We start from the raw sequence: 13,255 nt of genomic DNA, 5'->3' as shown, positions 1-13,255 counted from the left end.
ATCAGGGTGCGAGGTCGGTCAAGAGATCGTCGAGGACGGTTTCCTCCTCGACGCGTACGCCGAGTTCGCTGAGGGCGGCCCGCAGGTCCGGGTCCCAGGGAGCGGTGGCAGGTATGCCCGTCAGGGATGGTGCCATGGGGCTTCTGCCGGCGGCGGCGCGGTAGTCGGCGGTGGTGTAGCGCCAGGGGCGCCAGGGGACGCGCCGGAGCAGGGCGGTGGCGATGCGTATGCCGCCCCAGTCGAAGTCGCCGTGGTAGAGCAGCTTCGCCCGGTGGGAGTGCAGGTGGCGCAGGAGGGTGAGGGCGGCGGCCGAGGGCTGGCCCTGGAGACAGATCAGGGGCGGGCAGGCAGGGCCGTAGGTGTCGGCCGCAGTGGCGAGCACGGTCGGGTTCTCGCAGATGTGCACCACCGGGGGCGTCGTGCGGGGAGGGGTGCGGGTGAGCTGGCGCAGGGTGAGCACGGCGGGTTCCCCGGTGCCGGTGGCCCAGTCGAGCGCGGGAGTGCCGCGTAGGCCCAGGGTCAGGACGGTGGAGGACAGGGCGTCCTTGAGGAGTCCCGCGGAGGCCCATGCTTCGCGGCGCCACTCGGCTCCGGTGCCGTCGGGGAAGCCGGTCAGGGCGCGGATGCCGGAGTGGACGAGGGTGGCGAGCGGCGTGCCGTCGTCGAGGGCGTGGGCATCGCCGAGGGTGCGGGCGGCGAAGGCCGGGAGGGAGACGGCCGGATCCGTGGGCAGGCTCCGCAGCGCCGTCGCGGCGGAGGCGAGCAGGGCGCGGGCGGTCTCCGGGCCGCGTGCGAGGCGGCGGATGAGGCCGCTCACGCGTATGTGCTCGCCCCAGTCGGTCAGTTCGGGCCGCTCGGAGCACAAACCGGCGAGCGGGGTGTACGCGTCGTGCCAGGCGTCCGCCTCCCGCCGGCGTGCGTCGCTGAGGAGGGTGACGGGTCCGGTGAGGGCGATGACGGCGGTGGCGAGGCCGTCGGGGCTGACGCCGGAGCGGCGCAGGATGGTGTCGACGGCGTCGAGCCGGATGCTCAGCGAGCGCCCGCCGCCGGGGGCGCGGCCCAGCAGGCGCTCGGCGGCGGCCCGCTCGCCGTCGGTGGGCGCGGCCAGGATGACCGGGCCGGTGAGTGGCTCGGCGCGTTCCATGCGGCGGCGTATCCGGTCCAGCAGCCAGGCACAGCCCGGATCGCCGAGGAGACGGGTGAGACGGACGTGGTCGACGCGCCCGGCTGGGGCGTCGGGTGTGCTCATGTGAGGGTCTTCTCTTTCTTCTCCACGAGGTCTCTCCGCGGGCGGTCCCGCGTCACTTCTCAGGCCCACAGGGCGTCCTGGCCGGGCGCGGGGTTCTCGGCAGGGTTGGGCTCGGGCTCCCCGGGGGAGTGCGCCGGTGCGGGAACCGTCGCCCTGCGGCGGTCGGGTTCGGGGGCCCGTGCCCGCTCGGTGCCGTCCCACTGCCAGCGGGTCACCAGGACCGCGTCGATGTCGTCGACGCGGGAGAGCTGCGCGATGGCGATGCCGGGTACTTGCGGGTAGCAGGCCCATTCACGCTCGCTGGTCATCACCACGTCCAGGTCGAAGGCGTGGAGCAGGCCAAGGCACTTGGCGCGGGAGTCGTCGTCGACGCCGGCGAAGGCTTCGTCCAGGGTGACCAGGCGCGGGGCGTGTGGAGCGGCGGTCGCGTAGTGAGCGGAGGCGGCGGCGAACAGGGGTACGGAGACGGCCAGGACGCGTTCGCCGCCGGAGGCGGGCCCGGTGGCGGGCACCCAGGCGCCGTGCTGGTGGCGTTCGATGCCGAATTCGTGCCAGGCGCGGTAGTCGAGCGCGGTGGTGAGCACTTCCAGCCAGCTGCCGGTGGCGTTTTCGGCCTGCGCGCGGGCGATCTGGGCTTGCAGGAACTCGCCGACCGCCGCCCGGTCCTCGGCCGCCCAGGCGTCGGCGGACTGGCGCAGCCGCGCCCGCGCCTGTGCCAGTCCGGCCGGTGCCTTGCGGGAGGGCCGCCACACCAGGCGCAGCTTCATGCCGGTGGAGGTCGGCCGCTGCTCAAGTTCGCTGTTCATGGTGTGCACTTGGCGCTCGGCAGTGTCGATCAGCTCCTGGAGGGTGCCGGCGACCTCGGTCAGCAGGTGGGTTTCCAGGATTTCGCGTTCGTGCGCCGACAGTATGCGGGTCAGCTCCTGGACCTCGGTGGCCAGCGCATCGGCCAGTTCGGGCACGGCCCGCCCGTGGCCCTGGTAGACGAGGTCGACGATCATCCCGTCCTCGGTCATGCGCGCCGTGGCGCTGTGGCCGCCCCGGGAGAGGACGTCCTGGAGCTTCTTGTACTCCTCGCTGAGCCGCTTCTGCACGCGTTCCCAGGCGCCTTCGGAGTCGTCCGTACCGGACAGTGCCGCCTCGATCGCCCGGGCGAGCGCGATCGCCGGGGTGGCGGCCCAGGATCCGCCGTCCAGCGGCGGTACGGGAGCCTCGGGCAGGGCGACGGTCAGCAGGCCGGTGACCGCGAACCGCTGGAGCGCGGCGATGGCCTCGGCGCGCGTGGCCGCCGCTTCATGGACGTCCTTGTCCAGCTGCTCGATACGGCCCTCGGCACGACCGGCGCGGCGGTCCGCGGCGGAGTACTCGTGACGGGCCTGTTTCTGGTCCCGCTCGCAGGCGCCGAGGGCACCCGCGGTTTCGGCCAGACGGCGCTCCAGCTCGGCGACGGCCGCGCCGACGGTCGAGCGGAGCGTGGTGTGGTGCTCGTCCGCCGCGGCGGCGAGCCGGGCCGCCTCGGCCATACGCTGGTCCAGTTCGGCCACCCGTTCCCCGGTCCGGCCGGCTTCCGCCTGCTCGTCGGCGACAGCACGTCGCGCCTCGGCCCGGTCGCGCAGGGCCGGCCACAGGGCGGCGAGGGCGGCCATGTGGTCGGCCAGGGCCTGGCGGACGGCTGTGAGAGCCGGCCGGTCGGCGGGCAGGTTCACGGCGTCGGCCGTCTCGGTCAGTGCGGTGACCGCTTCGGCCTCGCGGCGGGCCGCCTCGGTGAGTTCGGCCGCGCGTTCCTCCTGGCGGGTGCGGGCCCGGTGGGCGGCGTCCGCCGCCGCGGCGGCCACCGCGTGGGCGTGGCGCAGGGGGGTGTCGTCGGGGACAGCGGCCAGTTCGGCGTCCAGGGTGCGGCGGCGCGCGGCCACCGTGGCGTGTTCGGCTTCACGGTGTGCCGTGCCGGCGGCCAGTGCGTCCAGTTCGCCGCGCAGGGTGGCGATCCGGGCGCGGCGTGCTTCCTCGCGAGCGCCTTCACCCACGTACATGGCCGCTTCCTTCGACCAGCTGCCGGTCAGCGTGCCGATGCGGAAGTGACCGTCCGCCGCCACCCACGTGCCGGGCGCCCCGGTATCCCCGAGACCGATGTCCGCCAGGAGAGCGGACACGGCCGGTTCACCGACCCGCGTGGCCCGGGGATCACCGTGGTCGACGGCGGGCCGCAGCGCGTCGGCGAGCACGGAGCCGGCCCGCGACGCATGCGAAGACAGCGGGGACAGCAGCACGTCGTGCCCGCTCGCCTCCAGCACGGTGCCGTCCGGGCACACCCACGCGTCCAGGAGCCCGGACGCCTCCAACGCGGCCTCCAGTCCCGCCCGTTCGTCCGGAGTGACGTGGTCCTGGAAGTCGACCAGCCTCCACAGAGGCGCTCCGGGAGTCCGGTCGCGCAGGCCCGGGGTACGGGTGCGGGGTGCCTCCGGTCCGTGCTGGCCACCGGCCTCCAGCTCCGCCAGCTCCCTTCTCGCCGCGGTGCGCCGCTCGGCCAGTTCGACCAGCCGCTGGCCGAGTGCGGCGGCCCGGTCGGCCAGGTCCGCGGCCTGCCCGCGGTGTGCTGCCGCGGTCTGCTCCCGGGCGGGGCTGGGGCCGTGCAGATGCGTGCCCCAGTAGTGCAGAGCGTCCAAGAGCCCCGTCGGGTCGGGAAGGTTCAGTTCCGTGCACCGGTCGAGGTGTTCGCGTACGGCACCCACCAGGTCTTGGCCTGCCTGTATGGCGGACGCCTCCGCCTGGGCCTGGCGTTCGGCGGTGTGGGCGGCCTCGGTCTGGGCCTCGTCCAGGCGGCGGGCGGCGGCCCGCCGTTCGCCGGCGGCCTGCTCGGCCCCCGCGGCCAGCTCCTCCACGTGGTCGAGGGTGCGCCTCCTGCGTGCCACCGACTCCTCGGCCGCGTGGCGCAGTTCCGCCTCCGGGACCGTGTCGTGGGTGCTGAGCACCTCGTCGAGCCGGGCCGCTCTGGCCGTCTCCCGTGCTTGGCGCAGCGTGCTCCCGACCCGCTGCTCGGCCGCTGACAGCCGCCCTTCCGCGCTCGTCAGGCGGCCGAGGGCGCGGGAGTTCGCCTGGGCGGCCTGGTCCCGGTCCGCCTCCGCGACGTTCCGCTCGTCGGCGGTGCGCCGCGCATCGGCCGCCGCCTGCTCCAGCTCCCGGGCGCTGCGCATCTCCGGACCCGCGCGCAGCGCGGCGTCCTGGGCCGTCAGGCGCACGGCCGTCTCCTCCAGCTGGGCGATCCGCTCCGCGGCCTCCGCCCGTTGCCGCTCGGCCTCCTCCCGCTCGGTCCGCGCCTGCGACAGGTCACGGTGCAGCTGTTCGTAGCGGGCGTGTTCGCTGCGCGGCAGCCGGGCCCGTCGGCGGGTGGCCACGCGGGCGTAGCGGCGGTAGTGGTCGAGGAAAGCGGAAGCGGCCCGCTCGGCCTCACTGGCCGCTCGGAGTTCCTCCTTCTCCTCGTCCAGGGAGCGGAACGCCTCGGCCACGTCGGCGATCACCGCCTGGTCCATGGGCGGCAGCGCCTCGGTCAGCGCGCGGGACAGCGCCGTCTCATTGGGGCGCTTGGACAGCTGGGGCTGGCGCAGCTGGATGAGCAGGTCGACCAGGGCGGCGTAGCGCCGCTCACCGAGCCCGAACAGCGCCTCGTCGACCGCCCTGCGGTACGCCTTCGCCTGGTCGTGGACCATGCCGCGGCCGGCGACGGCCTCGGCCAGGCGATCCCGCGACAGCGCGGTGCCGGTGGCGTCGAGCAGGGTCAGCTCCTCACCGACGCGCTGGTCGGTGACCGCGTACCAGTGGCGGGCGATGCCGCGGCCCGTTACCGCCTTCAGCCCGCACAGCAGCGTGCGGAAGTGTGCCCGGCCCGAGTCCTGGTCACGGCGGCCGAATTCGATCCAGGTGTAGCCGAGCCGCTCCGGGTGCGGGTGCCGGCCGCCGAGCAGCAGGTTCCACTCCATGCGCTTGCCCGGGTCGGCGTCCGGTTCCACCCGGCGGGCGGACAGGTCGCCGTCCAGGAGGAAGGGCAGGGTCAGGGCGAGCACCTTGGACTTGCCGGTGCCGTTGTTGCCGCGCAGCAGCAGGCGGCCGTCGCGGAACCAGAACTCCTCCGTGTCGTAGTGGAAGAGATCGACCAGGCCGATGCGCAGCGGCTGCCACCGGCCGGGTGTCGGGTCGGGCAGGGCGGTCACGACTGCGGTGCCTTTCGCTTGGGTGTGCGGGGTGTGCGGGGTGTGCGGGGTGTGCGAGGAGCACGGGGTGTGCGGGCGGAAGCCTGTCCCGGTTCCGTCACGACGGTCTCGCCGACCGCGTACCGCGCGAGCGCGGGCAGCGGGACGATGCCCTTCGGGGTGGCGGCGACCAGGCCGAGCGCGGTGAGCCTCTCCAGCGCCTGGCCGACCAGCTCCGCCTCCGCGCCGGGCTGCTTGGCGCTCTTCGACCAGAACGCACCGTGTTCGGCGGCCAGCTCCCGAACCTTGCGTTCGAGGTCGGCGCGGCTCACCTCGCCGTCCATGGCCGCCAGGTGTTCGGCGAGCAGCAGGGTGACGTGCCCGTGCGTGCCCTGCTCCGGCATCCGTACGTCGGTCAGATCGTCGTGCGGGTCGACCATGGCGATACCCTCGGCCCGCACCTCGGGAACCAGGCCGGTCAGTTCGGTGATGCGGGCGGTGAGGAAGGCGCGCTGGCGGGTCAGGTAGCCGAGTTCCTCGTCGGTCAGCTCCTCGTAGTACAGCACCGGGTCGTCCAGCAGCCTCCGGGTCAGCCGCTGGCGGATCGCGCGGAAACGGAGCTCGTCGCTGTCCAGCGCGCTCTCGGCGGTCAGCTCGGCCAGCCGGTCCTCGAAGTCCTCGGTGGTGATCGTCGACGGGCCCCGGCGGGCGGCCAGCAGCCCGGCCAGGACGCGCCGCTGCACGTCGTAGAGCACGTCGCCGCTACCGCTGACGTATGCCTCCTCCTCGCCGGCCACCCGCCGCAGCACCCCATGGCGCAGCAGCAGCCGCACCACCGCCGCCAGGTCCAGGCGTTCGTCGCGGCGCTCCATGGTGAACTCCACCCCGGCGGCGGCCAGGTGGGGATCGGCGGCGTCCAGCACCACCTGCTCGGCGAGGCGGCCCAGGGCGATCTGTGCCTCACCCCGCTCCAGCGCGGCCAGCGCCAGACACAGCAGCACATACCGGCGGCGCGTGAACGCGGCGCGGCCACGGGACGCCTCGCGCGCCGGATGGGTGGGATCGGCCAAGGTGCCGGGCGTCCGGGCCAGCCGGGCGGCCTCCGCGTCCACCCGCAGCGACCAGCCGGTGTTGCGGTCGAACCAGTCGCGCAGCTCCGAGGAGTGCTGCCGCACCAGCCGGAACTCGTCCGCGTGCGGGCCCCGCGCCAGCAGCAGCGGCTCCTTCAACAGCGTCCGGGCCGCCTTGTGCACCTCGGCCGTCCGCCGACCGTCCAGCACCTCGCCCAGGGGCGTGGTCATGGCTCCCCCTCAATCGTCTCGGCCGGGGTGTGTCCCGCGCTGCCGGGCCGGGTGAGGTCGGTGATCTCGATCAGGTGGTCGGGGCCGCGGAAGGTGCCGCCCGGCGTACGGATTTCGGCCGTCATCCCGTCGGCGAGGGCCGTCAGCCGGATCTCCATCGAGCCGTCGTTGCTGGTCGCCACCGTGCTCGTCATACCGGGTCGCCACGTGGCCAGGGCATCGCCGAGTAGCTGCAAGAACAGCCCGAAGGCCACCGGGTCGAGTTCTCCCACCGCGGACAACCGTATGGTGCCGTCCGTCGCGAGCCGGGCACGGGCGGCGGCGATCTCCTCCGCCTGCCTGGCGGCGATCTCGGCGAGCCGGTGTCGCTGCTCGGAGCGGTCCCGCACCCGGCGGGCCCGCCCGCGGCGTTCGTAACTGCCGGTACGGCGCAGTTGCGGGCTGATCCGCAGCGGCTCGGCCTCGGCCCACGACGTGGACGCGGGCACCGGGCGGGCCGTGCGCTCGGCCAGGGTATCGGCGTCCACGGTCAGATGACGCGCGGAGTACAGACCGAAGGCGGCGCGCCACAGCCGGTGCCGCGCCTCGTCGTCCGGGGCCTCGGCGAACCAGCGGGCCAGGGTACGGAAGTCCGCGGACCGGTCCGAACGCCCGGCCCGCCGCTCGTTCAACTGCCTGACAACCGCGAGGAGTTGCGGGATCGCCCCGAGGGCCCGCCCGCGCAGCAGCCGGGCCTGCGACTCGCGGCCGTCCGCGGAGACGAACCAGGCGGTGAGCCCCGACCACTTCGCCGCCCACCGCTCATACGCCTGCTCCTCGGCGCTTTCGGCGTCCTCGGGCGCGGCGTCGGCCGCCTCACGGGCCGCCGCCAGCCGCAGCAGCACACCGGCCCGCCCGTCCTGCTCCAGCTCGCCGATGAGCACCGCGATCCGCCCGCCCAGCGTGATCAGGTCCTGGATGAACCGCTCCAGGTACTGGATCAGCCGGTCCTTGTAGGCGAGGAACACCTCGACCTCCACCCCGTGCAGATCCATGGTGCGCTGCAGCGACCCCATGAACGCCCGCGCGTTCTCCGCCAGCGCCTCGAACCGGCCGGTCAGCGCCGACAGCGCCAGATGCGCCTTCGCCGCGTCCGGCCCGGCCTCCTCCCGCTCGGCCGCGATCACCAGAAGGGCCCGCAGCTGCGTGACGATGTCGTGCAGCGCCACCGCCTGCAGCGCACCGCGCCGCCCCAGCGTCTCGTCGTACACCGACAACGCCTGCTCGGCGGCCTCCCCGGCCTGCGTGAGCTGGTAGATGAACCGCTTGCGGTAGAAGTCCTCGACCGCGGTGACCCGGGAGGTGTCCGGATCCGCCCGCAGATTGCCCCACTCCACGAGGCTGTCCAGCGCCTTCACCACCGCGTCCAGATCGGGCGGCCGGTGCTCAGGCGGCAGCGCGGCGTGCACGTCCTCGGGCCGCAGATGCACCGCGAACCGCTCCTTCGCCGCGAGGAACGCACACATCACCTGACGGTACAAAGCCGCGTTCGGCACGGTCAGATGGATGAACGGCGCGTGCTCGCTGCCGCGCGGACCGGAAGCTGGTGACGTCATCGTCCCGGCATTCTTCCCGACACGTACACCAGGGCGGAAATCCCCGCCGCGGGGATTGACAGGACGCCCTGCCGGCCGCCTACGCGTCACACCCCGCATGCGCAGAGCGACCGATCGCTCGCAGACCACACCGACCTCCCACCGAGGACTGGTTGGCGGCAAGGAGATCCCGGCGGAGGTCGGCGGGCACCCTCGGGTGTTCGCCACCCTCCCCGCTCCCGGCTTCGGGCCCGTCCACACGCGCCGTGAGAAGGATGGCCAGGTGCGGGCCTGCCGCCCCCGTAAGGCGTCGGACTGCTGTACGCACGGTGGTCCGGCTGCTCCGGGAACACCTGGAGGAGTTCGGGACGGGGGAAGACGGGCGGTTATTCAACAGCGAGAGGGGCAACGTCGTAGCGGCGTCGTCGTACTCCCGTGTCTGGAAGGCGACGCGGGAACTGGCGCTTCTGCCAGGACAGGTCTCCTCGGTGCCGGCCGCTCGCCCCCATGACCTGCGGCATGCGGAGTGTCTCTCAATGGCTTAACTCCGGCGTTCCCGCTCCGGAGGTGGCTGCTCGGGCCGGGCACTCGGTGGAGGTGCTGCTCAAGATCTATGCCAAGTGCATCGATGGCCAAGAGGCCGAGATGAATGAACGGATCATGAAGAGTCTCGGTGAGGAGGAACCGGAGGAGAGAGGCGCAGGAGAGTAAATCAGTCGGCAGGACCGACCCACGCGAGCCCCGGAGCGATCCGGGGCTTCTCTCTATTTCCCTCGGTTGTCCAGCCACACCGGATCGGCGCCGCCCTAGGCAGCCTCGATCCAAACCCGTGGATTTGGGTCGAGACACCTACGCTGACGCGCACGCAAATGTTCTCGTTGTGGGCTGTTGCTCTTAGCCCTGGGTATTTCGGGTCATGCAAAAGCTGTGGTGGATATAAACCCACCAGCTTCACCGACTCGCGTCGTGGGGTGCCTTGGCGGTCACATCCCCGTCAGTGATGCTGGTTTGTCCTGAACTCCTCGTAGAGATCCCGAGGGCGCACAGGTACGCGGGGCTGTAGGGGCCCACTAGCCCTGATAGTACAACAAAGCCGGATAGTCGTAGGCGCAACAGCGCTCCGCTGCGGATGAGTTGAGTGGCAGGGTGCTGTTGTCGCGGTGATCTATTGGTTGTCCCGCGAGCGATCTACGTACGGTTGTAGGTGCGGTCGATCGTCGCGTAGCTCGCTCGTTCATCCGGCCAGAGTGGCTTTGCGTAGATAGGCGATGCTGTCCGTGGCGTGGTGGACCGCCTATGCGCGAGACCTTGCGCTGGGCCGAGGTGCGTCACATAAGCCTCTGAGCTGCGAAGTGACCCTCAAGATCATTACGTGGTCATTACGTGATCACTGCATGGGGCTGCCTTCAGCGGCATCCGGGTGCGCATACGACAAGACCCCGCATCCAGCATTGTGGCTGGCGGCGGGGTCTGCTGGCACCTTCTGCGAGGTGCCCCCGGCAGGATTCGAACCTGCGCACACGGCTCCGGAGGCCGTTGCTCTATCCCCTGAGCTACGGGGGCCTGTCGCTGTTGTTTGCGGCGACGGGTAGAACCCTACCAGCTCGATCAGGGTGGTCATGAACGTTTATCGGGAGCCGGCGGGCAGGGAGTGGATGTGGGAGCGGAGGGGCGTATACCGCATGTGGAGGGTGGGGCGCAGGGGTCTTGGGGAAAGGTCCCTCGCACGGGGCGGAAGTGGGGAAAACCCGGACGCAGCCGCGGCTGCGCGCCTACTCTTCAGGATGTGCCTGGCTTGTCCGGCCGGGTCCTTGTCGTCGACGACAACAAGGTCATCCGGCAGCTGATCAGGGTCAACCTCGAGCTGGAGGGCTTCGAGGTCGTGACCGCGGCCGATGGTGCCGAGTGCCTGGAGATCGTTCACCAGGTGCGGCCCGATGTGATCACTCTCGATGTCGTGATGCCCAGACTCGATGGGCTGCATACGGCATCGAGGCTGCGTGCTGATGCTCGAACGTGTCATGTGCCCGTCGCGATCATCAGTGCGTGTACGCAGTACGAGATGGACAGTGGGAAGGCGCTGGGCGTCGATGCCTTCCTCGCGAAACCCTTCGAGCCCGTCGATCTTGTCGAGCTCGTGCGGCGGCTGATGCGGCAGGGGGCGGCCGGTGCGGCCGCGCCCGGTGATGCCGAGCCGGTTGTGGGGCCCACCGGGTAAGCGGTGGGCCCCAGGCCCGGGGCTCTTCCTTCCGGTTCGGCCCGGGGGGCTTGGACTTCGGTTCTGTCCGGGGGCTTGGGCTTCTTTGTGGGTTTGTTCGGGCCCCGGGTCTCTTTGGGCCCGGGGCCCGGACGAACCCAGTCGTGTGCTCGTCCGAAGGGCGAAACCGGTTCGCTTTCGTACCCCCCTCCTCCCATACGCTTGTCCCGTGACTCCCGCCCAGCTCTCCCGCACTGTGCTGCACACCGTGCGTCGTGCCGTTGAGGACGACGAGCTGTGCGTTGCCGTGCCGGAGCGGGTGAAGGTGCGGACGCCTCCTCGGGCTGGGTGTGGGGATTACGCCACCAATGTCGCCCTGCTGCTGGCCAGGGGTGAGGGGGACGCGCTCGTTATCGCTGAGGTTCTGCGGCGGCGGCTTGTCCGTACGCCTGGGATCGCTCGCGTTGATGTCGCCGACCCCGGGTTTCTCAACATCACCCTTGATGCCAGTTCCCATGCTCAGCTTGTGCGGGACGTCCTCTCCCAGGGGTCTCGCTACGGGCACGGGGAGGCGCTTGCCGGGGTTTCCGTTCCGCTTGGGCCTGCGAGCGAGGTGCGGGCCGCCTTGGTCGCTCATGTGGTGCGTGGGCTCGTCGGCGCCGTCGGGGGAGTCGTTGTGCCTGGTCATGGGCCTGTCGTTCGGCCCGTTCCGGTCTCCGGAGCTGATCTGCTCCGCTCCCTCGGGTCCGACGCCGCCCGCTGGGCGCTGCTTCGGCCCGCCGGGCATGATCTGCCCGATCTCGACCCCGCCCGTCTTCTCTTGCAGAGCGAGGGCAACCCGCTCTTTCGGGTTCAGTACGCCCATGCCCGTATCCGCGCCCTGATGCGGACTGCCAGCCAGCTTGGCATCACGCCCGACTCCGGGGCGTACGACCACCCCGCCGAGATCGGCCTTCTCGCCCTCCTCGCCGATCACCCCCGCATCATCGAGGGCGCCGCCCGGCATCGTGCGCCCGACCAGCTCGCGCGGCATCTTGTCGGCGTCGCCGATGCCTTCTTCCGGTTCCATGACCGGTTTCATGACGACTGCCCGCCGATCCCTACCGGCCAGCTCAAACCCTCGGCCGTCCACCGTTCCCGGCTGGCCCTTGCCGACGCCACCGGGGCGGTGCTCGCCGGCGGCCTGCATCTGCTCGGCATCAGCGCACCCGAACATCTGTAAGACCTTGAGAGAGACAGCAGAGACAGCATGAGCCGTTCCGCCCATCCCGCCGGGCCCCGCCACGCCGATGTCCTCCCCGAGGGGCACTACGCCGCGCCGCCCGCCGATCTCAATCAGCTCGATCCGCGCGTATGGTCCCGTACGGTCAGCCGGAACGCCGATGGCGTCGTGACCGTCGGCGGGATCGACGTCAAGACGCTCGCGGAGGAGTTCGGGACACCCGCGTACTTCCTCGACGAGGCCGACTTCCGGGCCCGCTGCCGGGCCTGGCGGGAGGCGTTCAAGGGAGAGGCGTTCGAGGGGGATGCGTTCGAGGAGGATGCCGGCACAGCGGAGGGGGAGGACGCCGATGTGTTCTACGCCGGGAAGGCGTTCCTCTCCCGCGCCGTCGTGCGCTGGCTGAACGAGGAGGGGCTCAACCTCGACGTGTGCTCCGTCGGGGAGCTGGCCACCGCGCTCGCCGCCGGGATGCCCGCCGAGCGGATCGCGTTGCACGGGAACAACAAGTCCACCGCCGAGATCGAGCGGGCGGTCGCGGAGGGTGTCGGGCGGATCGTGCTCGATTCGTTCCAGGAGATCGTGCGGGTCGCGCACATCGCCCAGCGGCTCGGCAAGAGGCAGCGGGTGCAGATCCGGATCACCGTGGGTGTGGAGGCGCACACCCACGAGTTCATCGCGACCGCCCACGAGGACCAGAAGTTCGGCATTCCGCTCGCGGGCGGGCAGGCCGCCGAGGCCGTGCGGCGGGCGCTCAAGCTCGACGGGCTCGAGCTCATCGGCATTCACTCGCACATCGGGTCGCAGATCTTCGACACGTCCGGGTTCGAGGTCGCGGCGCACCGGGTCGTGGGGCTGCTGAAGGAGATCCGGGACGAGCACGGCGTCGAGCTGCCCGAGATCGACCTGGGTGGCGGTCTCGGCATCGCGTACACCTCGGAGGACGACCCGCGCGAGCCGCAGGAGATCGCCAAGGCGCTGCGCGACATCGTGCACCGGGAGTGCGACGCGGCCGGGCTCGCGGTGCCGAGGCTTTCGGTCGAGCCGGGGCGGGCGATCGTCGGGCCGACCGCGTTCACGCTCTACGAGGTGGGCACGGTCAAGGAGCTGCCGGGGCTGCGGACGTACGTCAGTGTCGATGGCGGGATGTCCGACAACATCCGTACCGCGCTCTACGACGCGGAGTACTCGGTCGCGCTGGTCTCCCGCGCCTCCACCGCCGAGCCGATGCTCTCCCGCGTCGTCGGCAAGCACTGCGAGTCCGGCGACATCGTCGTACGGGACGCCTTCCTGCCCGCCGATCTGGCGCCCGGTGATCTGATCGCGGTCCCCGCCACCGGCGCGTACTGCCGCTCGATGGCGAGCAACTACAACCACGCGCTCCGGCCGCCCGTCGTCGCCGTACGGGACGGGCAGGCGCGGGAGATCGTCCGGCGGGAGACGGAGGAAGATCTGCTGCGGCTCGATGTCGGCTAGCGAGAACCCGCTACTCGCCAACCGCCACCACCGGTGGGAATCGGCCAGCGAGAAA

Annotated in this window: 7 protein-coding genes, 1 tRNA gene and 2 pseudogenes; 5 read left to right on the top strand and 5 right to left on the bottom strand. The window is 71.7% G+C overall.

Annotation, left to right across the window (positions count from 1 at the left end; genetic code table 11):
• Position 1: 1 nt before the first annotated feature.
• Genes ACMTAK_RS17960 through ACMTAK_RS17945 form a run of 4 tightly spaced genes read right to left on the bottom strand, consistent with a single transcriptional unit; the run spans position 2 to position 8,329 of the window.
• Positions 2–1,249, bottom strand: a complete 1,248-nt coding sequence (locus ACMTAK_RS17960; protein ID WP_413807157.1) for a TIGR02679 family protein — start codon at positions 1,247–1,249, stop codon at positions 2–4.
• A 59-nt stretch (positions 1,250–1,308) separates the two neighbouring features.
• Positions 1,309–5,454 carry a TIGR02680 family protein gene (locus ACMTAK_RS17955; RefSeq protein WP_413807156.1) on the bottom strand — a complete coding sequence of 1,382 codons (4,146 nt, stop codon included), beginning with the start codon at positions 5,452–5,454 and terminating at the stop codon, positions 1,309–1,311.
• Positions 5,451–6,734, bottom strand: a complete 1,284-nt coding sequence (locus ACMTAK_RS17950; RefSeq protein ID WP_413807155.1) for a TIGR02678 family protein — start codon at positions 6,732–6,734, stop codon at positions 5,451–5,453. The genes ACMTAK_RS17955 and ACMTAK_RS17950 overlap by 4 nt, the downstream gene beginning before the upstream one ends.
• Positions 6,731–8,329, bottom strand: coding sequence for a TIGR02677 family protein (locus tag ACMTAK_RS17945; RefSeq protein ID WP_413807154.1), 1,599 nt, complete (start codon positions 8,327–8,329; stop codon positions 6,731–6,733). The genes ACMTAK_RS17950 and ACMTAK_RS17945 overlap by 4 nt, the downstream gene beginning before the upstream one ends.
• Between ACMTAK_RS17945 and ACMTAK_RS17940 the strand changes: the two are divergent.
• Positions 8,280–8,588, top strand: a pseudogene (locus tag ACMTAK_RS17940) (hypothetical protein); the annotation flags it as partial. The gene ACMTAK_RS17945 and the pseudogene ACMTAK_RS17940 sit on opposite strands and share 50 nt — an antisense overlap.
• Before the next feature lie 49 nt (positions 8,589–8,637).
• Positions 8,638–9,019, top strand: a pseudogene (locus ACMTAK_RS17935) (tyrosine-type recombinase/integrase); the annotation flags it as partial.
• 780 nt (positions 9,020–9,799) lie between these two features.
• Here ACMTAK_RS17935 and ACMTAK_RS17930 read toward each other — a convergent pair.
• Positions 9,800–9,871, bottom strand: a tRNA-Arg gene (locus tag ACMTAK_RS17930).
• Between the two features lie 223 nt (positions 9,872–10,094).
• Here ACMTAK_RS17930 and ACMTAK_RS17925 point away from each other — a divergent pair.
• The 3 genes from ACMTAK_RS17925 to lysA all read left to right on the top strand — a co-directional run bounded on the left by ACMTAK_RS17925 (position 10,095) and on the right by lysA (position 13,200).
• Entirely contained in the window at positions 10,095–10,526 is a 432-nt protein-coding gene (locus ACMTAK_RS17925; protein ID WP_232546197.1) for a response regulator, read from the top strand.
• Positions 10,527–10,734: 208 nt separating this feature from the next.
• Positions 10,735–11,727: an ArgS-related anticodon-binding protein NrtL gene (gene nrtL, locus ACMTAK_RS17920; RefSeq protein WP_413807153.1), complete on the top strand. Its 993-nt coding sequence runs from the start codon at positions 10,735–10,737 to the stop codon at positions 11,725–11,727.
• Positions 11,728–11,754: 27 nt separating this feature from the next.
• The gene (gene lysA, locus ACMTAK_RS17915; protein WP_413807152.1) at positions 11,755–13,200 is read left to right on the top strand and encodes a diaminopimelate decarboxylase; all 1,446 of its coding nucleotides are present in this window, start codon (positions 11,755–11,757) and stop codon (positions 13,198–13,200) included.
• Positions 13,201–13,255: the final 55 nt, after the last annotated feature.

Source organism: Streptomyces lacaronensis (assembly GCF_047337785.1).
GTDB classification, from domain to species: Bacteria; Actinomycetota; Actinomycetes; order Streptomycetales; family Streptomycetaceae; genus Streptomyces; species Streptomyces lycopersici.
The sequence above is the reverse complement of the archived record's forward strand: the minus strand, read 5'-3'. Positions and strand labels throughout refer to the sequence as shown.

Bases quoted from the DNA above. Each gene is read 5' to 3' on its own strand.
- ACMTAK_RS17945 (WP_413807154.1), bottom strand. From the start codon at position 8,329: ATGACGTCACCAGCTTCCGGTCCGCGCGGCAGCGAGCACGCGCCGTTC.
- ACMTAK_RS17950 (WP_413807155.1), bottom strand. From the start codon at position 6,734: ATGACCACGCCCCTGGGCGAGGTGCTGGACGGTCGGCGGACGGCCGAG.
- lysA (WP_413807152.1), top strand. From the start codon at position 11,755: ATGAGCCGTTCCGCCCATCCCGCCGGGCCCCGCCACGCCGATGTCCTC.
- ACMTAK_RS17960 (WP_413807157.1), bottom strand. From the start codon at position 1,249: ATGAGCACACCCGACGCCCCAGCCGGGCGCGTCGACCACGTCCGTCTC.